The organism is Actinomyces sp. ph3, assembly GCF_000308055.1.
Taxonomy (GTDB): Bacteria; Actinomycetota; Actinomycetes; order Actinomycetales; family Actinomycetaceae; genus Pauljensenia.
Genome location: NZ_CAGY01000007.1, coordinates 65,055 through 90,314, shown reverse-complemented (window position 1 = coordinate 90,314; position 25,260 = coordinate 65,055). Strand labels below are relative to the sequence as shown.

18 protein-coding genes and 1 tRNA gene are annotated in these 25,260 nt (G+C 56.3%); 14 read left to right on the top strand and 5 right to left on the bottom strand.

The annotated features are described in order from the left end of the window. Positions 1-4: 4 nt before the first annotated feature. Entirely contained in the window at positions 5-1,126 is a 1,122-nt protein-coding gene (gene cydB / locus HGAS_RS07105) for a cytochrome d ubiquinol oxidase subunit II (protein WP_019127123.1), read from the bottom strand. A 14-nt stretch (positions 1,127-1,140) separates the two neighbouring features. Beyond that, positions 1,141-2,691, bottom strand: coding sequence for a cytochrome ubiquinol oxidase subunit I (locus tag HGAS_RS07100; protein WP_019127122.1), 1,551 nt, complete (start codon positions 2,689-2,691; stop codon positions 1,141-1,143). A 417-nt stretch (positions 2,692-3,108) separates the two neighbouring features. On the opposite strand from HGAS_RS07100, the gene HGAS_RS07095 reads away from it, so the two are divergent. The 10 genes from HGAS_RS07095 (at position 3,109) to HGAS_RS07050 (ending at position 12,447) form a co-directional block, all read left to right on the top strand. Beyond that, positions 3,109-5,556: an Rne/Rng family ribonuclease gene (locus tag HGAS_RS07095; RefSeq protein ID WP_019127121.1), complete on the top strand. Its 2,448-nt coding sequence runs from the start codon at positions 3,109-3,111 to the stop codon at positions 5,554-5,556. Positions 5,557-5,730: 174 nt separating this feature from the next. Then, positions 5,731-6,051 (top strand): 50S ribosomal protein L21, encoded by a 321-nt coding sequence (rplU, locus tag HGAS_RS07090; RefSeq protein WP_034251010.1) that lies wholly within the window; start codon positions 5,731-5,733, stop codon positions 6,049-6,051. Between the two features lie 29 nt (positions 6,052-6,080). Continuing rightward, positions 6,081-6,341 (top strand): 50S ribosomal protein L27, encoded by a 261-nt coding sequence (gene rpmA / locus HGAS_RS07085; protein ID WP_009748005.1) that lies wholly within the window; start codon positions 6,081-6,083, stop codon positions 6,339-6,341. A 98-nt stretch (positions 6,342-6,439) separates the two neighbouring features. Further along, entirely contained in the window at positions 6,440-7,963 is a 1,524-nt protein-coding gene (gene obgE / locus HGAS_RS07080; RefSeq protein WP_019127119.1) for a GTPase ObgE, read from the top strand. Continuing rightward, entirely contained in the window at positions 7,964-9,073 is a 1,110-nt protein-coding gene (proB, locus tag HGAS_RS07075) for a glutamate 5-kinase (RefSeq protein ID WP_019127118.1), read from the top strand. It abuts the gene before it with no gap. Between the two features lie 3 nt (positions 9,074-9,076). Next, on the top strand, positions 9,077-10,357 hold the full coding sequence (locus HGAS_RS07070) for a glutamate-5-semialdehyde dehydrogenase (RefSeq protein WP_019127117.1): 1,281 nt from the start codon (positions 9,077-9,079) through the stop codon (positions 10,355-10,357). A gap of 9 nt (positions 10,358-10,366) precedes the next feature. After that, positions 10,367-10,978, top strand: a complete 612-nt coding sequence (nadD, locus tag HGAS_RS07065) for a nicotinate-nucleotide adenylyltransferase (protein WP_019127116.1) — start codon at positions 10,367-10,369, stop codon at positions 10,976-10,978. A 93-nt stretch (positions 10,979-11,071) separates the two neighbouring features. Then, positions 11,072-11,497: a ribosome silencing factor gene (gene rsfS, locus HGAS_RS07060; RefSeq protein WP_009748010.1), complete on the top strand. Its 426-nt coding sequence runs from the start codon at positions 11,072-11,074 to the stop codon at positions 11,495-11,497. Beyond that, entirely contained in the window at positions 11,494-12,273 is a 780-nt protein-coding gene (locus HGAS_RS07055) for a histidine phosphatase family protein (RefSeq protein WP_019127115.1), read from the top strand. The genes rsfS and HGAS_RS07055 overlap by 4 nt, the downstream gene beginning before the upstream one ends. Before the next feature lie 101 nt (positions 12,274-12,374). Beyond that, positions 12,375-12,447, top strand: a tRNA-Ala gene (locus tag HGAS_RS07050). A gap of 166 nt (positions 12,448-12,613) precedes the next feature. On the opposite strand, the gene HGAS_RS07045 is transcribed toward HGAS_RS07050, so the two are convergent. Continuing rightward, a complete protein-coding gene (locus tag HGAS_RS07045) occupies positions 12,614-14,635 on the bottom strand; it encodes an OPT family oligopeptide transporter (protein WP_019127114.1) in 2,022 nt (673 codons plus the stop codon). Between the two features lie 169 nt (positions 14,636-14,804). On the opposite strand from HGAS_RS07045, the gene HGAS_RS07040 reads away from it, so the two are divergent. Then, complete coding sequence (locus HGAS_RS07040) at positions 14,805-16,085, top strand: MFS transporter (protein WP_233993738.1); 1,281 nt, start codon at positions 14,805-14,807, stop codon at positions 16,083-16,085. Between the two features lie 66 nt (positions 16,086-16,151). On the opposite strand, the gene pepN is transcribed toward HGAS_RS07040, so the two are convergent. Then, positions 16,152-18,710, bottom strand: a complete 2,559-nt coding sequence (gene pepN, locus HGAS_RS07035) for an aminopeptidase N (protein WP_019127112.1) — start codon at positions 18,708-18,710, stop codon at positions 16,152-16,154. A gap of 144 nt (positions 18,711-18,854) precedes the next feature. Beyond that, on the bottom strand, positions 18,855-20,819 hold the full coding sequence (locus HGAS_RS07030; RefSeq protein ID WP_051007869.1) for a M13 family metallopeptidase: 1,965 nt from the start codon (positions 20,817-20,819) through the stop codon (positions 18,855-18,857). Positions 20,820-21,020: 201 nt separating this feature from the next. On the opposite strand from HGAS_RS07030, the gene glpA reads away from it, so the two are divergent. The 3 genes from glpA to HGAS_RS07015 are packed head-to-tail and all read left to right on the top strand — an operon-like array spanning position 21,021 to position 25,199. After that, complete coding sequence (glpA, locus tag HGAS_RS07025; RefSeq protein ID WP_026066708.1) at positions 21,021-22,688, top strand: anaerobic glycerol-3-phosphate dehydrogenase subunit GlpA; 1,668 nt, start codon at positions 21,021-21,023, stop codon at positions 22,686-22,688. Then, positions 22,681-23,928 carry a glycerol-3-phosphate dehydrogenase subunit GlpB gene (gene glpB / locus HGAS_RS07020; protein WP_019127109.1) on the top strand — a complete coding sequence of 416 codons (1,248 nt, stop codon included), beginning with the start codon at positions 22,681-22,683 and terminating at the stop codon, positions 23,926-23,928. The genes glpA and glpB overlap by 8 nt, the downstream gene beginning before the upstream one ends. Continuing rightward, positions 23,925-25,199 carry an anaerobic glycerol-3-phosphate dehydrogenase subunit C gene (locus HGAS_RS07015; protein WP_009748025.1) on the top strand — a complete coding sequence of 425 codons (1,275 nt, stop codon included), beginning with the start codon at positions 23,925-23,927 and terminating at the stop codon, positions 25,197-25,199. The genes glpB and HGAS_RS07015 overlap by 4 nt, the downstream gene beginning before the upstream one ends. The last annotated feature ends 61 nt before the right edge of the window (positions 25,200-25,260 follow it).

The following is a 25,260-nucleotide window of genomic DNA, read 5'->3' as shown; positions in this document are numbered from 1 at the left end:
ACGATCAGCCCGCGAGGAAATTCTGATCCAGTCGGATCTTGTTCAAGATCAAACCGGTATTCGTTGAAACATCCGAGGAAGAAACGCGAGAGCGGAACTTCCAGTAGGACCACGCGGTGTAGACAAGAACCACGGGGACCAAGCAGAGAGCAACGATCGACATCACGGTGAGAGTTCCCGTAGTCGACGAGGCCTGTGCGATGGTCAGCGAATAAGCGGGATCAATGCTCGACTTCATGACGTTCGGCGCCATAGCTGCGAAGATCCATGCAACTGCTCCGGCCATTGCGAGGCAAGAGAAGAGGAAGGACAGGCCTTCGTTACGCAAGACAGCCTGCGAGAACACCGTCGAGGCGATGAGGCACAGCGCCGCGATGAGCAGCGGGATCCATGCCAAGACGTTCGTTGAGTACGCGAACTGTCCCCAGATTACCCACACCGCAGCCAGAGCGGTCGCAACCACTGTCGCGGGAGCAGCGAAACCATTTGCGCGCTCCTGCAGGTCGCCTTGGGTCTTGAGGGCCAAGAACTGAGCGCCGTGAGCAAGGCACAGGGCAACCAGAACAAGACCACCCAAGAGGGTGTAGGGAGTGAGCAGAGAGAAGAAACCACCGGTCAGCTGGTGAACAGCTGTATTGAGGGAGGAAGGGACGTCCGCAGGTGCAACGACCGCGTTCGTTCCGTGAGTGACAACCTCAATCTTCATTCCCTGAACCAGGTTGGCGAATGCCACACCGAAAAGAAGGGGAACAAGCAGAGCGGAGACGGCGTGAACGCGATCCCACGCACTGCGCCACTGCTCAGACTTGAGCTTCGAGCGCCATTCAATTGCACAAACGCGAACGATGAGCGCCAGTAGAATGAGGAAGAGTGCCAGGTACATTCCCGAGAACATGGTTGCGTACCATTCGGGGAATGCTGCGAAGGTCGCGCCACCGGCGGTCAGCAGCCAGACCTCGTTACCGTCCCAGTGAGGGCCGATTGTGCGTAGCGCTTGGGTGCGCTCGCGATCATCGCGTGCGAGGAAGCCCTGGAGCATTCCCACTCCGTAGTCGAAGCCCTCGAGGACCAGGTACATGGTCCACAAGACAGCGATGAGGATGAACCACAAAATACTCAAAGTCATGGTTTTTCCTTTCCTCAGTAGCCGAATGAGAGTGCGCCAGAGACTGCTTCCTTATCGGTAGCGTCCTTGGGGCGGGGGTGGAGTCCCTCGACGGCGTAGCGCTTCATGAGGATGAACCACACGACACCGAGGATTGCGTAGAGGATGGAGAAGACGCTCATCGACACCAGGACCTGCCAGGCGGGAACAGCGCTGGAGATACCGGCAGATGTCATCATCATGACCGATCCGACGGGATCGCCGCTTTCAAGGCCTGCGAGGTTGGGAACAACAACCCAGGGTTGACGGCCCATTTCGGTGAAGATCCAACCGAAAGATGCACCGAGGAAAGGCATGGGGATTGAAACGAGTGCGAAGATCCCCAGGGCCTTCGATGCGGAAGTCTGTCCCTTACGGGTTGCCCACAGACCCCACAGTGCGAGTGCTGCGGAGAATGCTGCAGTACCGATCATCAGGCGGAATGTCCAGAAGGTCACCATCTGCGGGGGACGAAAATCGTATTGCTTCGCGTCGCCGTAGGTCTTGACAAAATCCTCATTGGAGTTGAGGAGCTCAACCATGCGCTGCTGCTCATCTGCAACACCTTTAACGTCTGCAGAGAAGGAGTTGTGAGACATGAAAGCAGCGACGCCGGGAACCTGAATGAACTTGGTCGGCTGCTTGCCGTCATCGCCCAAGGGGCAGTCGCCGAATTGAGCAACGGTAAATGCTGCGCCTTGGGTATCGACGCAGACGCCTTCTGCAGCTGCCATCTTCATGGGCTGGATCTTGACCAGTTCTTGGCCCTGGAAGTGGCCGCTTGCTGCGGTTCCGAGGCCACCGATGAGGATCACCAGCAGGCCGAAGCGTGCGATAGGACGCCACATAGATGAGGCTTCCTTTGCTCCCTCTTCACCACCGAGGCGCTTGGCGCGGGTCATCCACCAGAATGCGATGCCTGCAACGAAGGTGCCGGCAACAAGCCAAGCAGAGGTGATGACGTGGGAGTACTCCCACACGAGGACCGGGTTGGCGACGACCTTGAGGAAGCCAGCTACTCCGTCGAGCTCAGCGCGACCCGTTTCGGGGTTGAAGCGCGCGCCGACGGGGTGCTGCATCCAAGAGTTTGCGCCCAAGATCCACAGTGCCGAGAACATCGTGCCGAAGGAAACGAGCCAGATGCAGGCAAGGTGCCATCCCTTGGAAAGGCGGCCCCATCCAAAGATCCACAGACCCAGGAAGGTTGATTCGAGGAAGAAGGCCAGAAGGGCCTCGACTGCGAGCGGAGCGCCAAAGATATCGCCGACGTAACGCGAGTACTCCGACCAGTTCATGCCGAATTGGAATTCCTGCACGATACCGGTGGCAACGCCAAGGGCGAAGTTGATCAAGAGCAACTTGCCGAAGAATCGAGTTGCCTGGAGCCATTCCTCTTTACCGGTCTTGTGCCACACGGTCTGCATAATTGCGACCAGGAGTGACAGACCGATGGTGAGAGGAACCAAGACGAAGTGGTAAACGGTCAGGATGCCGAATTGCCATCGTCCCAGTGTCAGCGCATCAAGTGCTGCTGGAGCAAAGGTCATGGTCATAGTCCTGTCTCAGGGAAATTGTGTTCAGGGTGTGTCATAAGTTCGTCACGGCTGTGGCAAAACTTTGACGACGTTGTGTCAACAAATATAGTTCCCCACCGTGTTTAATGCTGCTTTTCTGAATAAAACTGCAGCTGTGTCGTTTTATTTAAAGTGATTCTATGGTGACGCGGTGAACATTGGAAGAACCGCCGTGAAAGTGCCCGGGCATGCCTGCAATCCCTATGAGAGAATGGGGAATACGAAATGGGTGGAGCGCACTCTCCGTCCATCGCAGGGCGGCCTGTTTGTAACAGATGAACGCCTGCGGTTGCCAGCTGCAACTTCGATAAGACTTCCGCTTCATTGCGTGTAATACAGACCCAGCAGTGCGAGCTCGGTCAACATACTGACATTGTGAAAGAAGAGGCCATGCCTGAAACTCCAGCAGCAACTCTGCTTTTCCAGGCTCCGACATTCCAGGAACCGACTTTTTCTGCCCCCGCAAATACCTCGCAGAGTGAGACGGAAGAAAAGCCCCGCCGTCGCTCGCGTACTCGCGAAGTAAAAGCGGAGGAAACGACTGAAGAAACAACGCCGAAGAAGCGCGCGCGTTCGCGAAAGAAGGCTTCAGACGAGGATGTCTCCTCCGAGGCCGCACAGCCAAAGCGTCGTCGCTCTCGGCGTAAGGATCAGGACGAAGAAACGCCCGAGGTTGCCGAGAAGGAGCAGGCAGCACCTGCTAGTGAGGCTGCTGACAGCGCGGATAGTTCTGAAAATGGTGAAGAAACGACTCGCCGTCGCCGTCGCCGTCGCGTTCGCGCCTCTGAAGCTCAAGAGGGAAGTGACGAGGTTCAGGCGCTCAAAGGATCAACCCGCCTCGAGGCCAAGAAACAGCGCCGCAAGGAAGGGCGCCGCGAGGGACGTCGTCACCACCGCATCACCGAGTCTGAATTCCTGGCTCGACGTGAGTCTGTGAACCGAAAGATGGTGATTCGCGGCCAGGACGGTCTGGATCAGATCGCAATTATCGAAGACGATCTTCTGGTCGAGCACTATGTTGCGCGCCGTACTCAAAAGACGGCAGTCGGCAATATCTATATGGGGCGCGTTCAAAATGTTCTGCCCTCGATGGAGGCTGCCTTCGTTGATATCGGCAAGGGACGCAATGCTGTCCTTTATGCCGGTGAAGTGAATTGGGACGCGGTTGGACTTGAAGGAAAGCCGCGCCGCATCGAATCTGCCCTAAAGTCCGGCGACCCGGTCCTGGTCCAGGTCACTAAAGACCCGATCGGTCACAAGGGTGCACGCCTGACCAGTCAGATCACTTTGGCTGGACGCTACCTTGTCCTGATCCCCGGTGGCTCCATGATGGGCATTTCGCGAAAGCTTCCTGAACGTGAGCGCATCCGTTTGAAGAAGATCCTCAAGCAGGTTGTCCCTGATTCTGCCGGCGTCATTGTGCGTACTGCAGCTGAAGGGGCAACGGAAGAGCAAATTCGCGATGATGTTCGCCGTTTGAGTAAGCAGTGGGAAGATATTGAATCCAAGCTTTCCACGACGAAGAACGCCCCTGTGTTGCTGCGTGGTGAGCCTGAGCTTGCGGTTCGCGTTGTCCGTGACATCTTCAATGAAGACTTTTCAGAGCTCATCATTGAAGGTAACGAAACCTATGAAACGGTCAAGGCTTACGTTGATGAGCTCTCTCCTGAGCTTTCCGATCGCGTGAGCAAGTGGGTTGGAACGGAAGATGTTTTCCATGCCTACCGCGTGGATGAGCAGCTCGCCAAGGGAATGGACCGCAAGGTCTGGTTGCCCAGTGGTGGAACGCTCATCATCGATCGCACCGAAGCCATGACCGTTATCGACGTGAACACCGGTAAGTTCATCGGTGCTGGCGGAACTTTGGAAGAGACGGTCACCCGAAATAATCTCGAGGCCGCCGAAGAGATTGTCCGCCAGCTTCGTCTGCGCGACATCGGTGGAATTGTCATTATTGACTTCGTCGATATGGTTTTGGAGTCGAACCGCGACCTTGTTCTTCGTCGCCTGGTTGAATGTTTGGGCCGAGACCGCACACGTCATCAAGTCACTGAAATCACGTCACTGGGTCTGGTTCAGATGACCCGTAAGCGTGTGGGTGAGGGGCTGGTTGAGGCCTTCTCTACCACCTGTGAGGCTTGTGAGGGTCGCGGATTCATTGTCCATCATCACCCGGTAGAGATTCAGGGTGCGGCTGAGGAGGCTCCGAAGCGTTCGAAGAAGTCTCAAAGTCGTGCGCGCGTTGAGGACAGCCCTGAGCATGAGCGAGCTCGCGAGGCAATGACTGCAATCGCAGCTGCAAGCAGTCGTGAGGAGTCAGCTCAATCCGCTGACCAGGATGACGAAGCACAAGTTTCGGATGAGAAATCTGAATCTTCACAGCAGGATGCGTCGCCGAAGCGAAAGGTTGCGCGCGAGGCCTCGGCAGAGGTGAAGCGCCAGCGTCGTTCGCGCAGGGTCACGCGTCCCCAAGAAGATGGCCCCGCTGCCAGTGGGGGAGATGCTGCTCCCGAATCTCAGGACACCCCCGCGGCTGTGCCCGTGCAAACCCAGCCGCAATCAGCAGTGGTACGTGACGAAGCCTCGGCACCCGAGAAGGCTTCTAAGCCATCGCGTCCTGCGCGTTCGCGTCGGCGTCGCGCGGTCAGTGAGGCGAGTGAACCTGCTCGGGTCCATATTGATCTTCCGGAGCCAGCGGCACCTGTTTCCGCAACCCATACGACGCAAGAGATTGTGATCAACGTTCCTCCGCGGAGCGAAGAAACAGCTCCTGTGAAGCGCTCTCGTCGGCGTCGGGTTGCGGTCAGTGAACCCGCAGCACCCCCGGTTGAAGGGTGACAGTGCCCAAGCACACACCCAAAAAACGAAAAAAATCCCTCTAGCGGTTTGCTTCAGGCGGGGTTTTCAGCTAAATTTGATCGTCGGCGCAACGAGCGCCAACGGGCTTAGTGTTTCTTGATGAGGAACGTTGTTCGAACGTGGAAGCCTAGCCCGTCCAAGTTTCGAGAAGAGATGAGCTTCAACGTGGTCTACGCGATCGTCAAGGCCGGCGGCCGGCAGGAAAAGGTGTCCGTCGGTGACGTCGTCGTCGTCGACAAGCTGGCAGAAGAAATTGGTGCCAGCATCGAACTCCAGCCTTTGATGCTGGTCGATGGCGATGCAATCACCGTCGAACCCAGCGCACTGGAGAAGGTCACGGTCAAGGCAGAGGTTGTTGACTCTGCTAAGGGCCCGAAGATCTCCATTATTAAGTACAAGAACAAGACCGGTTACCGTAAGCGTCAGGGCCATCGCCAGAAGCTCTCGGTTGTCAAGATCACTGAGATCGCCTGAACCGTTCGATATAGAAAGTAGACGTCGAGATGGCACATAAGAAGGGCCTTGGCTCCTCCCGCAACGGCCGCGACTCGAACGCCCAGCGACTGGGCGTCAAGCGCTACGGCGGCCAGCTGGTAAACGCCGGCGAAATTATCGTTCGTCAGCGCGGCACCCACTTCCACCCCGGTGAGGGCGTTGGTCGTGGCAAGGACGACACCCTCTTCGCGCTGCGCGCGGGTGCGGTTGAGTTCGCAACCCGTCGTGACCGTAGGGTTGTCAACATCGTTGAGCCGGTCTCTGCCTGAGACCGACCGCTGATTGGGGGCGTCCGGCACAAGGCCGGATGCCCCTTTTCACTATCCTGATTCGCGCTGGCGCGCACTGGCCAAGACTGGAGACCACAGTGGCAAGCTTTGTCGATCGAGTAACGATTTTCGCCCAGGGAGGCAACGGCGGCCATGGCGTTGCCTCGGTGAAACGCGAAAAGTTTAAGCCGCTGGGAGGACCCGACGGTGGAAACGGTGGCAATGGCGGCTCTGTGATCCTTGAAGTCGACCCCCAGGTCACGACTTTGCTGACCTACCACCGGAACCCGCACCAGCGCGCGGAAAATGGAACCCAGGGCATGGGCGATTTCCGTCAGGGAAGAAATGGTGCGGATACGATTCTTCCGGTCCCGGATGGCACCGTTGTGAAATCGACCCGCGGTGAGCTTCTTGCGGACCTTACGGGGGTTGGAGCTCAATTTGTCGTAGCCGAAGGTGGCCGCGGTGGTCTGGGAAATGCTGCCCTCGCCTCGAAGAAGCGCAAGGCTCCCGGTTTTGCTCTCCTGGGTGAACCCGGCGAGGAACACAATGTCGTTCTGGAGTTGAAGTCCGTTGCAGATGTTGCGCTTGTTGGATATCCCTCGGCTGGAAAGTCATCCCTAATCGCTGCGATGTCTGCAGCGCGCCCGAAGATTGCCGACTACCCCTTCACGACCCTCGTTCCAAACTTAGGCGTTGTCCAAGCCGGAGAAGCACGGTTCACCGTTGCCGATGTTCCCGGACTCATTCCCGGAGCTTCTGCAGGTAAGGGACTCGGTCTAGATTTTCTGCGCCATATCGAGCGCTGTGCAGTTATTGTGCACGTCTTGGATACTGCGACTTTTGAAGTTGATCGAGATCCGGTTTCCGACCTGCGAACGATTGAAGCAGAGCTAGCTGCATACGAGGGTGATCTGGGCGAAATCGAAGGCTATGTCCCCCTAATGCAGCGTCCTCGTGTGATTGCACTGAACAAGATCGATATTCCTGACGGCAAGGACTTGGCCGAGATTACCAAGCCCGAGCTTGAGGTCTTCGGTTGGCCAATTTTTGAGGTCTCAGCAGTAAGCCATGAAGGCCTGAAAGAATTCTCATTTGCGCTTGCACGCCTCGTTGATGAACACCGAGCGCAACTGCCCGCGCTCGAAGCGGCGCGTACTGTTCTTCGGCCTCGACCGGTGGGAAGCAAGGACGAGATTACTGTCCGCGTTGTCGAACACGCGGGGGAGACCGTTTACCAGGTGCGTGGGCGCAAACCCGAGCGCTGGGTGCTCCAGACCGATTTCTCCAACGACGAGGCCGTGGGTTACCTTGCCGATCGCCTTGCTGGTGCCGGTGTGGAAGAAGAACTGATGAAGGCGGGAGCTCACGCTGGCGATACCGTCGTTATTGGAACCCTTCACGACGGCGTCATTTTCGATTGGGAGCCTACCTTGACGACCGGTCCTGAGCTGCTTGGACAGCGAGGAACTGACCTGCGTCTGGACCGAAATGAACGCCGCACGACAAGCGAACGTCGCGAACGCTATCGCGACATGATGGATGCAAAGTCGGCGGCTCGTGAAGAACTTTGGACCGAAAGGTCCAGTGGTGTCTGGACCGATCCGGAGGATGAACGCTAAATGTCCCCAAGGGGTAGTGCGGTGCAACAGGCGCGTCGCATCGTTGTGAAAATCGGCTCCTCGTCGCTCACCCGTGAGGACGGCGGGCTGGATCTGAATCGAATCGATTCCGTTGCCCGGCTGGTTTCAGCGAAGGCAAGGCGAGGCTGCGAGATTCTCATTGTCTCCTCGGGAGCTGTCGCTGCCGGTTTGGAACCTCTTGGACTGAGTTCGCGCCCGAAGGACCTCGCAAGTGTGCAGGCCGCTGCAGCGATGGGACAGGGATACCTGATGGCCCGTTGGTCCTCAGCTTTCCAGGCCCACCATCTACACGTTGCGCAGGTTCTGCTGACCGCTGCGGATGTGATGCAGCGTGAACACTACACGAACGCGATGTCTGCACTGGATAAGCTTCTTGCCTACGGTGTTGTGCCGATCATTAATGAAAATGATGCAGTCACGACCCGTGAGGTACGTTTCGGCGATAATGACCGACTGGCCTTTTATGTCGCACAAATGGTGGGCGCGGATATTTTGATTCTGCTCACCGACGTCGATGGGCTCTATACGGCTCCTCCTTCGCAACCTGATGCTCGTTTAATTTCTGAAGTCAACGCGACCGATGAACTTAGCAACGTGGACGTCAGGGGAGCGGGCTCCTCGGTGGGCACCGGAGGCATGGCAACGAAGCTACATGCTGCTAGCATGGCGCAACATGCCGGTATCGGGGTTGTTTTGACCAGCGCGGATCGTTTGAGTGAAGCTCTGAACGGTGAAGCAGTTGGTACGTGGTTTGAACCCACGCGTCATCGCCCAGCTTCTCGCACGCTTTGGATTGCCCATGTCGCCACCTCTAGCGGCCAATTGCTGATTGACGCCGGTGCGCGCAGGGCAATCACCCATGGCAAAAAATCTCTTCTTCCCGCGGGTATTAAAGAGGTCCTGGGTGTTTTTTCAGCGGGCGATGTCGTCGACATTGCTGACGATAATGGATTGATTGCGCGCGGAATTTCGCGCTATGACTCAGATACACTGGCGCGCATCATCGACTCACACGAGGGCTCAGAAACGAATAAACACATGCGCCCAGCGGTTCATCGCGATGATCTAGCACTTCTGGTTCGGGAGTAGAACATGAGTAATGATCTGGATATTTTTGAGTTGACTGACCGCGCGAAGCGGGCACAGCGCGCGCTAGCAACTTCGACTACCGCGCAGCGCAACGGTATTCTCTTGGCAATTTCTCGCGCACTCGTCGACCACTGTGAGCAGATCCTTCACGCGAATGCGCAGGACTGCCAGCGCGCCGAAGAACGCGGTATGGCTGCTGGTCTGGTTGACCGCCTCCGACTTGATGAATCCCGTATTCGCGCGATTTCCAGTGCGGTGCTTGACGTGATTGCTCTTGAGGACCCGGTTGGTACCGTGATCCGTGGCGGCCGTACAGACGATGGACTTCGTGTGACCCAGCTTCGAGTTCCCATGGGTGTCATCGGCATGATTTATGAGGCTCGTCCGAATGTTACTGTCGACGCCTCAATCCTGTGCTTGAAAGCCGGAAACGCAGTGATTCTTCGTGGTGGAAGTGCAGCGCAGAATACCAATGAGACTCTTGTTGAGGTTATTCGTGCGGCCATTGATTCCCTTGGTTTTTCAGCTGATCTTGTCCAAACAGTTGATCTATGGGGTAGGGATGGGGCACGTGCCATGATGCGCGCACGCGGAGGCATTGATGTTTTGATTCCTCGCGGAGGCGAAGGCCTGATTCGTGCAGTCGTGGAAGAATCGACCGTTCCTGTTATCGAGACGGGAACGGGAAACTGCCATGTCTATGTTGATTCGGGAGCCGACGTTGATGCGGCGGCGCGAATCATTATCAATGCGAAAACTCAAAGGGTCGGGGTCTGTAATGCCGCTGAGACCCTTCTTGTTCACCGCGATATGGTCCCGAGCTTCCTCCCTCAAGCTTTGGAGGAGCTTACTCGCGCCGGGGTACGTATTCATGCCGATGCTGCAGTGCGCGAATGTGCCGCGCATGTGGGCAGCCTTGACCAGAGCTTGATTAGCGAGGCGACAGAGGACGATTGGCGTACCGAATACCTGTCAATGGATTTGGCAGTGAAGGTTGTCGACTCGATTGAGGAAGCGGTTGAACATATTCGTCGCTATTCCTCAGGACACACTGAAGCGATTTGTACGGCTTCAATCAGTGCGGCGAACTATTTCCGCTCAAATATTGATAGCGCGGCTATTGCTGTCAACGCCTCGACACGCTTTACTGATGGTGGCCAGCTTGGATTGGGCGCGGAAATCGGTATTTCCACGCAGAAATTGCACGCCCGTGGCCCCATGGGGCTGGCTGAGCTGACAACCAGCCAATGGGTTATCGAAGGTGACGGAGCAGTTCGAAAGTAGGGGGGAATCATGCCAACTTTGGACTCGGCCTCGGGAAAACTACGCCGCTCGATCGGAATTATGGGTGGAACCTTTGATCCGATCCACCACGGTCACTTGGTGGCGGCATCTGAAGTCATGGATGTTTTCCAGCTCGACCAGGTGATTTTTGTCCCTACGGCTATGCAGCCCTTCAAAGCGGGGCGCAAGGTGACTCCTGCGGAACATCGCTATTTGATGACGGTGATCGCGACGGCCTCGAACCCTCGATTTTCAGTTTCACGAGTCGATATTGACCGAGGCGGGACAACCTACACGATCGATACTCTTCACGATCTGCGAAAAATCTATCCGGATGCGGACTTCTACTTCATCACCGGAGCGGATGCACTAACACAGATCGTCCAGTGGAAAGACGCGGATCTTCTCTTCGAAATCGCGCACTTCATTGGGGTGACGCGTCCAGGACACGTGCTTGATGCGAAGAAACTTCCGGCTTCGTCTGTGTCCTTACTGGAGGTGCCCGCAATGGCAATTTCTTCAACGGACTGCCGCAAGCGCGTCGAACGCGGAAAGCCAGTGTGGTACTTGGTGCCCGATGGGGTTGTCCAATACATCAACAAATACAGGCTGTATCAGTAGCCCTCATGCAGTGGTTCACTTGCTGGACCATCGTGTCCTTCGGTAGCCGCGTGGCCCAGAAAATGGCAGACTGAAAACGGCGAAAGGAAAAATGTGGACGTTCAAAGCAAAGACCTGATCAGCAGTGCCCTGCGTGGCGCGGCCAATAAACTCGCGCAAGATCCAGTGTTGATTGATGTTTCTCAGCGCCTGGGGATCGCGGAGTCTTTCCTTCTGGTCTCTGCCCCTTCGTCGCGTCAGGTGCGCGCAATCGCTGAGGAAATCATGGACGAGATCGGGCGCGATTACCACATCATTCCTCAGCGCATCGAGGGCCGCAGCGAAGGCACTTGGGTGCTGGCTGACTACGGCGATGTTGTTATTCACGTGATGAGCCAGGAAGACCGCGAGTTTTACGCTCTTGAGCGCTTGTGGTCAGATCAGACAATTACTCGCCTTGAACTTCCTGATGTGGCGCCCGGCGCAGCTGTGCGTCGCGTTATGACTCCTTCGCAGGTTATTGAGGAGATGGGCGAATGAGCATCGATACTTCTTCCGTTTCTGCCGAGGCCGTGGCTGGGTACTCCCAGATCGGCGGCGCGCGGCGGATTGTTTTTCTTCGTCATGGACAGACCGACTACAACGTCGAGCATCGTTTCCAAGGGATCATTGATATTCCTTTGAACTCTATTGGTCGCGAGCAAGCCGTCGAGGGCGGTCAGGTTCTGGCTCGCAGGCTTGCTGGCGGAGGTCGAATTGGCGGTCTGAACGCCGATTATGTTTCAGCAACGGCTGTACGCCTTGTCTCCTCACCTTTGGAGCGTGCATTCAATACCGCTCAGGCATTGGCTGAGGAGCTGAAGACCTTAGGCGTCGAAGTGGGGGAGATCGCGGTCGATAAGCGCCTTCTCGAGCGTTCCTACGGCGTTTTTGAAGGTTTGGATTTCGACCAAATTGCTGAGCAATACCCCGAGTGGCTGCTTGAGTGGCGTCAGACGGGTGAAAGTGCGGGAGCCGGTGTTGAGCCCGGTGGTGTAGTGGGCGATCGCGTTCGCGAGGCCGTGCTTGAGCATGCGGCAGAGGTTCCCGAAGGTGGTACTTTGGTTGCCGTTTCGCATGGCGCTGCGATCGCGCGTGGCGTGATGTCTACGATCGGCTTGGATCCGCGTCATTTTGATTGCATTCGCGGTGTTGACAATGTTCACTGGTCAGAACTTGTCCTTGCCGGTGGCGGCGGTTCTGGTGCTTCGGGTGCCGCCCGTTGGCGTCTGGCTTCACACAATGTTGGGGCTCGCCCGGAGGTCTTTGGGGCGTAGGGGAGTGCAGATGTGTCTCCTCGCACAGCGTCTTAATTTTGCCTTGGTGGGTATCGTCCGCTATTCTTAACAGGTCCGAGCGAGAGATCGCCGGAACCTACGGGGCTATGGCGCAGTTGGTAGCGCGCTTCCATGGCATGGAAGAGGTCAGGGGTTCGAATCCCCTTAGCTCCACAAAAAGACCGCTGGATGTTTGAGCATCCAGCGGATTTTTGTATGGGAAAAGAGTTTAAACGCGCATGCGTGGCGATAAGAAGTCGTCATTGGGAGTAATCGCTGAATAAAGCAGGAGGGGAGCCGGATTGAATCCGACTCCCCTCAAACTGTAGGTGAGCGACGCTCAGTGCACGTCGATCGCTTCCTCAGCTCCGGCCTCGGGAAGGGTAGGCTCACTATCCGTGCGCGCAACCACTCCACGAATCCAGCGGTAGAGGAGGGCAATGCTTCCGATGAAGAAGATTGCACCAATGAAGGTTGCCGGCGTTGCGAAGGAATCGCCCACGACGGCAAGTGGTTCTTCACTTCCTGTCGCGCCAACAATGCCCGCGTAGATCACGCCAAAGAGGCTCTCGCCGACGATCAAGCCGGTTGCCAAGAGCGTTCCCATACGGCGAGCGCGCTCGGGATCCTTGCGAGTGCCAGACCAACGATCGTAGAAGAAGCCGATGATGCCGCCGAGGGGGATCAAAATGGTCAGCGAGGCGGGCAGGTACATGCCCATGCCCACTGCCAGAGGCGGCAGAGCAAGACGACGCTTCGTCGTGAGGTTCAAAACCTCGTCGATGATGATGACGACAATGCCGATGATGGCGCCTAGACCCAGCAGACTCCAGTCCTGGGTTCCACCGATAACACCCTTTGCGAGAGAAGAAATCAGCGAGGCCTGAGGAGCAGCAAGCGCGTCAGCACCAGCATTGGGAGCTCCCTGGAAGCCGAAGGCATTCTGCATGAGGTTCAAAACCGGAGGAATGATAAGCGCGCCAAAAACAACACCGATGACCAAAGCCACCTGCTGCTTCCACGGAGTTGCGTTCACCAGCTGACCGGTCTTGAGGTCCTGCAGATTATCATTCGAAATCGTTGCAATACAGAAGACAATCGCGGCGGTGAAAAGCGTGTAGGCAATCAGGGCTGTTGTCTCAGCGGCAGTGGAGCCGTGACCGTGAACGGCAACAATTGCCAGCGCTGTGAGGACAACGACCAAAATGCCCACGCCAGATACGGGGCTATTGGACGAACCGATGAGGCCGGCCATGTAACCACAGACCGCTGCGACCAGAAGGCCGGCAAGAAGGGTGAAGATCACCGAAACGGCAATGAGCATTGCAGTGTTGTGCGCGATTTCCGTTCCGTTTGTAAACAGCCAGAGCAGGCCGCCCACGGGGATCATCGACAGCACAATCACCAGTGCGACGATCGTGATCGGGATGTCACGTTCGGTCTGAGGAACTTCACCGCCGTCGTGACGGGTGTGCGAGGAGCGCATTGCGTCGCGGATTCCCTTGATGATGGGGGAAATGATCTTGACCAGAGTCCAGATCGCAGCAACGGCCATGACGCCGGCACCGATGTAACGCACTTGGCTGGAGAAAACTGTACTCACGATGTCTGACACATCGGAGCCATCAAGCTGACCTGCACTGAAGTAGGGGATCAGGATGAAGTAGGAGACGAACATGCCGATGAGCATCGCGATGCCAACGGTCAATCCGACGAGGTGTCCAACGCCGATCAAAGCAAGCGACAGGGAAGTGCCGATTGAGGTTGCGCCGGCGCCGAGTTTAAATGTCGCGGAAAGCGATGACGCTGCAACCTTCATGTAGGACAGCAAAGACATCACTGCGGAGCAGATTGCGCCCCAAATGATTGCGTGCAGGCCAAGAGTATTGTCGTTCGACTTCTCGTGTGCATCGCCGACTTTGAGGATCTCGGCTCCCGCAACACCTTCGGGGTAGGGAAGATCAGATCCGGTCACCAGCGCGCGACGCAGTGGGATCGAGTACATAACGCCCAGAAGGCCACCGACTGCGCAGACGGCCATTGTCGTCCAGTAGGGGAAACCGCTCCACCAGCCGACAATAACCAAGCCGGGGAGGATGAAGATCACTGCGGAGAGAGTTCCTGCAGCAGATGCAATCGTTTGGACGATGTTGTTTTCTTGGATGGTGTGATCGGCAAAAAACCGTAGAATTGCCATCGAGATGACGGCTGCAGGGATCGAGGTTGCGAAGGTTAATCCGACTTTCAATCCGAGGTAAACGTTTGCCGCGGTAAACAATAGGGTGATAATTCCACCGATAATAATGCCGCGGAAGGTCAATTCCTTCAGTGACGAGCGGGTGCTCGTTGTAGGCGTAGACACGTGAATCCTTTCCGTGTGCTGACGTTGTGGCCGCTAGCGCGGTCATCAGTCGGTCAGACTAGTGATTGCAAGTCTAATCTCCTTATGAAAATAAAGTTCAATGCATGGTCACAATTTGGGAAAATATCGTAAATACTGGGGATAATGAAATGAAGAACACACAGCGATGATGAGTGATCAGCGAAAATCGTATTCCAGAGCCGCAGTCTCGACGTCTCTTGCCTTCCTCGGTATCGTCGTCATGAGTATGACCATGCGTTCCGGGGCAACATCGATTGGACCGTTGCTTGGGCATATTTCGCAGGCCTATCACGCGGGCGCAGGTGCTCTGGGTGTTCTTTCTGCTCTTCCGTGTTTGGTTTTTGCAGGTGTTGGCCTGATGGCTGTCCCCATGTCGAAGCGCTGGGGGATGAGCCTGATCCTTACGCTTGGGACATTCATCAGCGGGCTTGGTTTGCTTCTTCGTCCCTGGGCTGGGAACTTCACTTTCTTCTGCGTCCTCAGTGTCGTTGCTCTGGTTGGGCCGGCGCTGGCTAATGTCTTGGTTCCCGCGTGGATTAAGTACCACGAGGCCGGGAGAGGGACACTGCTTGTTACTGCCTATGGGACGCTTCTTTTGATCGGCGGTGCCTTTGGTTCAGCGCTTGCTGTTCCGCTTGCTGGTAAGGACGGCAGTTATTGGCAGTATTCTCTGGCAACTTGGGTTGTCTTTGCCTTCTTGGCAGGTCTGGTCTGGATCAGGATTGCTGTGCGTACAGGTAAGGATCGCCCTGATGGCGTAGCTGAGCGCGCCGCTCATGAAGTACCCACAGACAATGAATCTCAAAAACGGGAAGAGTCTCAGCGAGCTTTGACCCCGAGGTTGCCAATCTATCGCTCACGAACAGCCATTGCTCTGGTTCTTGGATTTGGCCTTCAATCACTCAACGCCTATGTGCAATTTACCTTCCTTCCTCAAATTCTTATGAATGCTGGGTACTCTGCTTCCTTTGCTTCTCTCATGGCGGCACTGGTGAATTTGTGGGCGGTTGTTGGTGGACTGGTGATTCCCTTCATGATTGACACCGTTGGAACGCATATTCCGTGGCTCGCGGCATTCTTGGGTCTTCTCGCCTTCAGCGGGTGGATTGGACTTGCAGCCTTCCCCGGGAGTTACGCACTGATCTGGGTATCGCTCTTAGCAATCGGTGGTTTTACCTTCCCGCTGATTTTGGCGCTCATTCCAGCACGCTCTCGCGACGCTGCTGTGACTGCGGATCTGTCGGCCTTGGTTCAGCCTATCGGCTATATCATCGCTGCAGTTGGGCCGATCGGTTTTGGTCTTTTGCTCCAGTCGCTTGGGAATCAAACCATTCCATTGATTGCTATGTCTGTAACCGGTTTGCTCATGGGTGTAGCGACCTTTGTTGGCGCTGGAACAGGAATGATCGATGATGAGCTTGAAGTCTAAACTCATATAAAACAAAGCGGGGGGGCTAGTTCAGTGTGAACCAGCCCCCCGCTTATGTCTCTTATATCAGTTCAGGTCTGCAGCCTGAGCGTTCAGCATGCGCTCCGTCGTCGAAATCTGCTCGCGAAGCAGGCGAACCAAAGCAGCAGATGCATTCCGGTGGTTGGAGATCCACTCGTTTCCCTTGGCGATCGGATCGATGCCCTGGACGTATCCCGCAAGGGCCTTGGGGAACATCAAGGTGACAATATCTTCAGCGATGTGGAAGGTGTGATCCTTCCAGATCTGCTCCAGAGAATCGAAGTAGTCGGCAACTACCGGGACATACATTTCGGGGTTCGTTCGTGCCTGGGCCCAGAAGCCCGAGACCATTGCCCAACGGGTGTCATTGGGGATAGACAGGTCACGAAGAACGGCATCCCACGTCTGCTGCTTGACACCTTGATCGGGAACGGCGGCTCGCGCTGCGGCGGCCTTCTGGTGACCCGTCATCGTGTCGTCCTCGGTCTCAAGGGCTGCGATCTTGGCCTCGCCGGCAACGCCTCCGCGTACCAGAGCAATGAGGAGAGCCCAGCGCAGGTCGACATCCAGATCCAAGCCCATCAGGGTCTGGGTTCCATCGTAGAGTCCCTGAATGGCCTCGAAGTGCTCGGGGAGAACGGCGCAGTGCGCAAGCTGGCGAACGAAGAGCTGCTGTTCGTCAGAGTGTGCAGCCGCGGTGCGCGCAAGAATGAGCAAGCCTGAAGCAACGCGCTCTTGCAGAGCAGCACGCTTTGCGGGAGCGACGTAGGTCTCCAGTGCCTGGTCAAGGTGACGCAGGTAGAGGCGCAGCATAGTTGCATTGCGCTCAACAGGCAGCGCGGTGAGCAACAGGGTGAGGTAGTCGTGTGCGGGCATCTCGCCATCGCGGGTCATGTCCCAGGCCGAGGCCATGATGACACCGCGAGTCAAGGAATCCTCGAAGCGGGAGATATTGCGGATTGCAAAGTCAAGAGACTGTGGATCCAGGCGAACCTTTGCGTAGGCCAGATCCTGGTCGTTAATAAGGATGAGATCGGGGCGTGCGATTCCCTGAGCTTCTTCGACAACGGTCGAGGCGCCGTCAACATCAAGTTCCTGGCTGAAGACGCGAGAGATTGTTCCCTCTTCGTTTGCGCTGTAGCCGGAAACAATCAAGCGGTGAGGACGAAGAGAAGATCCCTCAGAGAAGGACTCCTGAAGCACAGCAAGCTTGGTGATCGTACCGTTATCGTCGACCTCGATTTCGGGGCGAAGCAGAGTGATGCCTGCTTCTTCCAGCCAAACTCGCGACCATTGCTTGAGATCGCGACCCGAAGCCTTCTCGAGTTCGTCAAGAAGATCTGCCAAGGTGGCGTTCTGGTAGGAGTGCTTGGTCAGGTATTCATGCAGGCCTGCGAAGAAGTGCTCGCGACCGACATAGCTGACCAGCTGGCGAAGAACCGATGCTCCCTTTGCGTAGGTGATACCGTCGAAGTTCACCTCGACATCGGCAAGATCGCGGATCTCAGCGGTAATGGGGTGAGTGGTGGGGAGCTGATCCTGGTTCATGCCCCAGTCCTTGCGGAGCATGAAGCCGGTCCAACCTTCTGTGTACTCGGTCGCCTCAGCCAGAGCCAAGTGGCTCATGAATTCAGCGAAAGACTCATTGAGCCACAGATCGTTCCACCACTTCATGGTGACCAGATCGCCGAACCACATGTGTGCCAACTCGTGGAGGATCGTATTGGCACGAGCTTCCAAGTCAGCAGTCGTAGGACGGGTACGGAAAATGTACTGGTCGCGGAAAGTGACACAGCCGGCGTTTTCCATCGCACCCGCGTTGTATTCGGGGACGAAGATCTGGTCGTAGGTCTTGAAGGGGTAAGGAATACCGTAAGCGGCCTCGAAGAAGGAGAATCCCTGGCGGGTGATTTCGAGGATGCGATCAGAATCCAAGGAGTCGATGAGGGATGCGCGGCACCATACGCCGAGAGGAATCGTGCGGCCATCACTGGAGACCAGGGAATCGGTAACGCCCTGGTAGGGGCCAGCAATAATCGCAGTGATGTAGGTGGAGATGCGCTCGGTTTCTTCGAAACGATACGTCCAGCGATCCTCGTGAACCTCAGGCTCGGGGGTAGCCGAGTTTGAGAAGACCTTCCAGCCTGCAGGAACGGTCACCGTGAAAGTAAAGGTCGCCTTGAGGTCGGGCTGCTCGAAAGTCGTAAAGACACGGCGGGCATCAGGCACCTCAAACTGCGAGTAGCAGTAGGCCTGTGAATCCGCGGGGTCCACGAAGCGGTGAAGACCTTCGCCGGTGTGCATGTACTGGCAGTCAGCCTCGACAGTCAAGGTGTTGTGGGCCGCAAGGGGAGGAAGGGCAATGCGGTTGTCCTGGTGGATCACCGGGTCCAAAGTTTCGCCGTTGAGAACGATCGAATGAACGTTATTCGAGACTAGATCAGCGAAGGTCGCCTCGCCCTCAGTAGCGCTGAAGGTAACGGTGGTGCGAGAAAGGAAGTCCCTGTCTCCGCGAGTAAGGTCGAGTTCGACGTCGTAGTGATCAACTGAGATCACTGCTGCGCGCTGCTGTGCTTCTTCGCGCGTCAGGTTCAGGCCAGGCATTGCGTACCTTCCAATTGTGTTGACGATTCACACGCGCATGCTGCGCGTAAACGTGTTTATTTTTGCATGTTTAAGCCGATGGTGCGAACCTTGCCGCGCCATCTGTGGCATTGTTGTGACGAAATGAAAACTCAGTTGTCCGGGCTACCAAATACGAACGCGTTCATTGGGGGCGATCCACAGCGCGTCATCGGGAGCCAGATCATAGGCCTCGGCAAAGGAATCCATGTTCGCGACAACTTGATTGCAACGGAATTCGGCGGGGGAGTGCGGGTCAATGCTCAGGAGCTGTTTGGCGAATTCGCGACGGATAGCGGTCCTCCAGCCGCGTGCCCAAGAAGTGAAGAAGCGTTGAGCTGCCGTTAGTCCATCGATCGCAGGGGCAGTTTGCGGTGTCTCTCCCTTTTCCTTCAAGCGAGAGACGTAGGCCTGCCAAGCAATAGAAAGGCCGGCGAGATCTCCAATGTTTTCACCCAGAGTCAGTGCCCCATTGACGTGGAGTGGCGGCTCCTCGCCCTCAAGATCACGCGGGGTAAGCGCATCGTATTGTTCGATCAGGCGCTTTGTGCGTTCTTCGAAACGAGCGCGATCCTCCTCAGTCCACCAGTTCTCCAGATTTCCCTCTGCATCGAAACGCGAACCTTGGTCATCGAAGCCATGGCCGATTTCATGACCGATAATCGCACCGATTGCACCGAAATTTGAAGCGTCGTCGGCCTTTGGATCAAAGAAGGGCGCTTGAAGGATCGCCGCGGGGAAAACAATTTCGTTCATCGTCGGGTCGTAGTAGGCATTGACCGTTTGAGGTGTCATATGCCATTCACTGCGATCGACGGGGCCGCCCAACTTATCCCAGCGGCGTTGAACGTGGAACCTAGTCGCGGCCTCGACAGTATCAACAAGGGAAAGAGACTCGACCTTCAGCGGAGAGTAGTCGATCCAACGGTCGGGGTAGCCAATCTTCGGGGTGAAAGTGGAGAGTTTCTTAAGAGCTGCAGCTCGGGTCTCTTCACCCATCCAGTCGCATGTGGACAGGGCATTGTGATAGGCCTCAAGGAGAGAATGGACAAGCTCATCCATGATGGCCTTGTTTTCAGGAGGGAAGTGGCGCGAGACCCAAATTTCACCCATGGCCTCGCCGAGGAGGGAAGATACCAGGGAGAGTCCACGCTTCCAGCGAGGGCGAAGTTCCTCGGTCCCTGAAAGAGCTCGACCGTGGAAGTTAAAAGATGCCTCAATAAACTCACTCGACAGCAGCATCGCGTATTCGTCGATGAGCGAATGTGCCATCCACAACTTCAGCGTTTCAAGATCCGTTTGAGCCCAGAGCTGGGTTGCCTGTTCCAGGAAGTCTGGCTGGGAGACGTTTAGGGTATCGACCTTATTAATAGGAAGATGCGCGGACGCAGCCCATTCATCCCAAGGGAATGACGGATAGGAGCTGCACAGTTCCTTCCACGTCATGGGGTGATCAGCTAAGAGAGGGTCACGGTTGGAGACTGCATCGCGATGGAAGGAGGCAATCTGTGTCTCGAGTTCTTTGACCGCGTGTGCATGTTCGCTCGCCTGCTCCTCATCAATTCCGACAAGGGTGAAGAGGGTAGCAACGTAGGTTTCCCAGGCCTTGAGGATCGGGCGATGCTGCTCCTCGCGGTAGTAGGCCTCGTCGGGAAGTGAAATACCGCTTTGATAGATATCCAATTGGTGTTGGCTGGAATTGTGGGCATCGGTGCCGACATAGCTCCCGAAGAGGCCGCCAATTCCTTCGTAGCGGAAAGTCCCCATCAGACATGCGAGTTCGAGGTGCGTGCTCACGCTGCGCAGGCGCTCAAGCTTTCCTGCAATAGGGGAGTAGCCTGCGGCCTCGACAGCGTCTTCATCCATGAAGGTGCCATAGAGATGGGCAATGAGTTCTGCATTGTGTCCTGAGATCTTGCCTGAGCTTGCATCCTCGGCAATCTCTTTTTCCCACAGCTCTGATTGATCGTGGAGCTGGTTGAAGATACCGTCCATCGGGCGATCTGCAGGAATCTTGTGAGTGGCAAGCCATTGGCCGTTGATGAAGCGGTAGAAATCGTCTTGAGGACGGTAGTTTAGGGTCTGAGTCATAGGGACACTGTACGTTGCCCAGAGGTGCGATTGCACCCCCTAATGTTTAGGGATACCTAAGTTTCCTGCGAATGATTACATGGGAAACACCCCCATCTGCACATATGTGCAAAACGGTGTGGGCGGATGTGCAGAGACTCGAAAAGAGTAATGATTTAAGTGGTACATAAGCTCAAACAGAATTAAGGAACAGCGAACGCTATGAGGACGATGGAGACCGATGTCGTAGTCATTGGCGGCGGCTCAACCGGCGCCGGCGTTGTCCGCGATGTTGCAATGCGCGGATTCCGCGCGATACTTCTTGACCGAGCCGACATGGCTCAAGGAACCTCAGGTCGCTACCACGGCCTGCTCCACTCCGGTGGACGCTACATCGCATCCGATCCGGAATCGGCGACCGAATGCGCCGAAGAGAACGCAATTGTCTCGCGTATCAATGCCGATGCTGTTGAAAGGACAGGCGGCCTTTTCGTCACGACATCCGCCGATGATGAGGAATACGCCGATCTCTTCCTCGAGCGCGCGCGAGCAGCCCACGTTCCCGCCGAAGAGATTTCCCCCGCCGAGGCCCTGCGCCGTGAACCCCGACTGGACCCCCACCTCAAGAGGGCTTTCGCGGTTGAAGATGGAACCGTTGATGGGTGGCGGATGACATGGGGAGCAGCTCGCTCCGCTATTGCCTACGGTGCTGAGATCCTCACCTACACGCGAGCAACCGGAATTCAGCGGTCGGAGGATCGCATCGAAGCGGTTTTCGCGCGCGATGAACGAACCGGCGAAGACATCCGTATCGATTGCTCCTTCGTTTTGAACTGCGGCGGTCCCTGGGCTGGACAGATTGCTGCTCTTGCTGACTGCCACGGCGTTGAAGTTGTCCCCGGTGCGGGCATCATGATTGCAATGAATCACCGCCTCTCTCAGACGGTCATTAACCGTTGTATCTGGCCCGCAGATGGCGACATCTTGGTTCCGGTCCACCCGGTGTGCATCATTGGCACGACGGACCTTAAGGCTGAAGATCCGGATAAACTTCCGATTCTTGCCGACCAAGTTCAGCAGATGCTCGATGCTGGTGAAGCATTGATTCCAGGCTTCCGCCAATCACGTGCTCTTCACGCATGGGCAGGTGCGCGTCCGCTGATTAAGGACAGTCGTGTCTCCGAGTCGGATACCCGCCACATGGCACGTGGAATGCACGTTGTCGACCACCTCAACCGCGACGGTGTTGACGGTATCTTGACGATTGCTGGCGGTAAGCTCACGACCTACCGCCTCATGGCAGAACGCATCGTTGACATCATGTGTCAGCAGATGGGCGAGGATCGTCCCTGCCGCACAGCGGAAGAAGCTGTTCCCGAGGCAGAAGGAAAGTCGAACTACTACATCGGCCACCGCCTCGACGAAGTTGAACACCACGGAAAGTCACCTTCCAGCGAAGAGATTATCTGTGAGTGTGAGTTGGTCACCCGTGAGATGCTCGAACGCACCATGGATGCGCTTCCCGGGGGGCAGCTTGACGATGTGCGTCGTCAGATTCGCTTGGGAATGGGACCCTGCCAAGGTGGCTTCTGCTCGCAGCGCAGTGCGGGAATTGCGCATGAACGCGGCGATATTGATGCTCCTCGTGCGAACGAATTGCTTCGTTTGTTCCTGAAGAACCGTTGGATTGGTTTGTGGCCGATCCTCTTCGGAAAGCAGGCACGCCAGGCTGCCTTGGATAACTGGATCCACGAAGGAACCCTTGACGTCGAGCATTTGCCGACCGCCCCCGACGCGGTTCCACGTGAATGTGAATACTGGGATGCCCTTGAAGGCGAGGAAGAAAACCCCACAGCTGTGGAAGAGAAGGAAGGTCATACTCATGCGTGACGCAGTCGTTATCGGAGCGGGCCTTGCCGGCCTTGCTGCCAGCATCCGACTGGCACAGCGCGGAGCGAAGGTCACTCTTGTCACCAAGGGAATTGGCGGACTCCAACTGGGACAGGGAACAATCGATGCCCTTGGATATGCCCCCGAGTTCGTTCAGCATCCCCTCGAGGCGATTGAGAACCTGGCCAATGAACGTCCTGAGCACCCCTACGCGCGACTTGGCGTGGATTCGGTCACTCAATCATTTGAATGGATTCGTGAACTTCTTGGTCCCGAACGCCTTGTTGGATCGCTTGACCATAACGTTCGCATCCCAACTGCACTGGGCGCTCTTCGTCCCACTGCGTTGTATCAGCCTTCGATGGAGGCTGGAATTCCGGTCGGCCAGGAATTCCTGATCGTCGGTTTCAACCGACTCAAGGATTTCTACCCGGCACTGGCAGCAGAGAATCTACGCCTGCAAAAGGATGTAAACGGTAATCCGATTTCGGCGCGCTCTGCCTACGTTGATTTGGACGTACGCGGCGAAGAACGCGATACGACGGGAACCAACTTTGCCCGTGCGCTCGATCTGAAAGAAAACCGTGTTCGCTTGGTCGAACTGCTCAAGCAGATTGTTCGCCCCGGTGAAACGGTTGGTCTTCCTGCCGTACTAGGCCTCAATGATCCGACTGCTTGGAAAGACATCCAGGAGATGCTCGGTCACCCCGTGTTCGAGATCATTCTGCAGCCGCCGTCGGTTCCCGGAATGCGCCTCAACCAGGAGCTCACAGAGATCGCGAAGGCAAACTGCCGCGTCATGCTGGGATCGTCTTTGGTTTCTTACGAGGCCGATGGCGACCGACTGTGCAGCGTGACCATTTCAACCGCGGGACACCCGCGCACCATTGAAACAAAGACTCTGATCCTTGCAGCCGGTGGTTTTGAGTCCGGCGCTCTGGAGATTGATTCTTACGGCAACGTCAGCGATACCGTGATGGGCCTTCCGCTGACCGGTGTTGATACCACGTTGCTCAATGGTGATTTTTGGGGAAGCGAACAGCCTCTTTTCAAGGTTGGCTTCGATGTTGATGAGCACATGCGTGTGTGCACTCCGGGCGCAGGCCCCGTGTACACCAATGTGTATGCGGCCGGCGGAAACCTGAGCGGTGCAACCCGTTGGAAGGAAAAGTCCGGTGATGGAATTGCGCTGGCAAGTGCGCTGCGCGCAGCGGATTCGATTGTGGAGGAACTTCAATGAGCCTGGAAATGGCACCCAGCGTCGAAGAAAGTGACGTTCTGGGGATTAACGGAGGCGAATTCGGCCTTCGGTCAACCCTGGATGCCTGCGTGAAGTGCACGATCTGTGAAACACAATGCCCGGTCATGCGCGTGACAGATCTATTCGCTGGCCCCAAGTACTCTGGACCGCAATCTGAGCGCTATCGCAAAGATGGCCACATTGTTGACCACTCGATTGACTACTGCTCCTCTTGTGGTACCTGCTCGCTGGTATGCCCGCAGGGAGTGAAGGTCACTGAGATGATCCACCATGCGCGTACCGACATGAAGAAGAAGCAGGGGATCCCGCTTCGTGACCAGCTGATTGGTCGTACCGGCCTGATCGGCTCCGTCATGACTCCTTTTGCACCCATTGCAAACTGGGCACTGGATGTGAAGCCAATTCGTGTCGCGATGGAAAAGGTCATCGGTGTTGACCGTAATGCCCCCATGCCTCGTGCATATGGACGCACTTTCGAAAGCTGGTTCAAGAAGCACACTCCGCTTCCTCAATCGGGCACGAAGGGACAGGTCATCTTCTTCCACGGATGCGCCGGTCAATACTTTGAGGTTGAAACCTCGATCCACTCTGTCTTGGTCTTGGAGCACCTGGGCTACGAAGTCCTTGTCCCGCACCACGGCTGCTGTGGTCTGGCTCTTCAGTCCAATGGCCTCTACGACGAATCGCGAAAGTATGTCTCTCGCCTGACGAACGACTTGCGCAAGGCTAACCGCGATGCGCCGATCATCTCCTCTTCAGGTTCCTGTGGTGGCATGCTCCGTCACGAAGCTCACGATATTTTGGGAATGGACACCCCTGAGCTCCGCGATGTTGCCTCACGTACCTGGGATATCTGCGAGTTCCTTATCGATCTTTACGATCGCGGGGAGCTCGACATGGATATGCAGCGCATCGATGTCACCATTCCGTACCACGCACCCTGCCAGCTCAAGTCTCAAGGACTGGGTATGCCCGCCGTTGAGCTCATGAGCCTGATCCCCGGTGTAACGGTGAAGGAATCCCAGCAGCCCTGCTGTGGCATTGCGGGAACCTACGGAATGAAGAAAGAAAAGTACGCGATCGCTCAAGCGGTTGGAAAGCCCGTCTTTGACTTCGTCAAGCAGGTGAATGTCGAGCTTGCAGCGTGCGATACCGAAACCTGCCGTTGGCAGATCCGTACTGCAACGGGTGCGAATGTCGTTCACCCGATTTGGCTGCTTCACAAGGCCTACGGCCTTCCCGAAGGCTGAGATTTAAAGAGTATCCCCGGGCGGCGCGCAGACGATGCGCCCCCGGGGATATTACTGTTAC

Coding starts and splice junctions, on each gene's coding strand:
- cydB (WP_019127123.1), bottom strand. CDS start 1,126: ATGACTTTGAGTATTTTGTGGTTCATCCTCATCGCTGTCTTGTGGACC.
- HGAS_RS07100 (WP_019127122.1), bottom strand. CDS start 2,691: ATGACCTTTGCTCCAGCAGCACTTGATGCGCTGACACTGGGACGATGG.
- HGAS_RS07095 (WP_019127121.1), top strand. CDS start 3,109: ATGCCTGAAACTCCAGCAGCAACTCTGCTTTTCCAGGCTCCGACATTC.
- rplU (WP_034251010.1), top strand. CDS start 5,731: ATGAGCTTCAACGTGGTCTACGCGATCGTCAAGGCCGGCGGCCGGCAG.
- rpmA (WP_009748005.1), top strand. CDS start 6,081: ATGGCACATAAGAAGGGCCTTGGCTCCTCCCGCAACGGCCGCGACTCG.
- proB (WP_019127118.1), top strand. CDS start 7,964: ATGTCCCCAAGGGGTAGTGCGGTGCAACAGGCGCGTCGCATCGTTGTG.
- HGAS_RS07070 (WP_019127117.1), top strand. CDS start 9,077: ATGAGTAATGATCTGGATATTTTTGAGTTGACTGACCGCGCGAAGCGG.
- nadD (WP_019127116.1), top strand. CDS start 10,367: ATGCCAACTTTGGACTCGGCCTCGGGAAAACTACGCCGCTCGATCGGA.
- HGAS_RS07055 (WP_019127115.1), top strand. CDS start 11,494: ATGAGCATCGATACTTCTTCCGTTTCTGCCGAGGCCGTGGCTGGGTAC.
- HGAS_RS07040 (WP_233993738.1), top strand. CDS start 14,805: ATGAGTGATCAGCGAAAATCGTATTCCAGAGCCGCAGTCTCGACGTCT.
- pepN (WP_019127112.1), bottom strand. CDS start 18,710: ATGCCTGGCCTGAACCTGACGCGCGAAGAAGCACAGCAGCGCGCAGCA.
- HGAS_RS07030 (WP_051007869.1), bottom strand. CDS start 20,819: ATGACTCAGACCCTAAACTACCGTCCTCAAGACGATTTCTACCGCTTC.
- glpA (WP_026066708.1), top strand. CDS start 21,021: ATGAGGACGATGGAGACCGATGTCGTAGTCATTGGCGGCGGCTCAACC.
- glpB (WP_019127109.1), top strand. CDS start 22,681: ATGCGTGACGCAGTCGTTATCGGAGCGGGCCTTGCCGGCCTTGCTGCC.
- HGAS_RS07015 (WP_009748025.1), top strand. CDS start 23,925: ATGAGCCTGGAAATGGCACCCAGCGTCGAAGAAAGTGACGTTCTGGGG.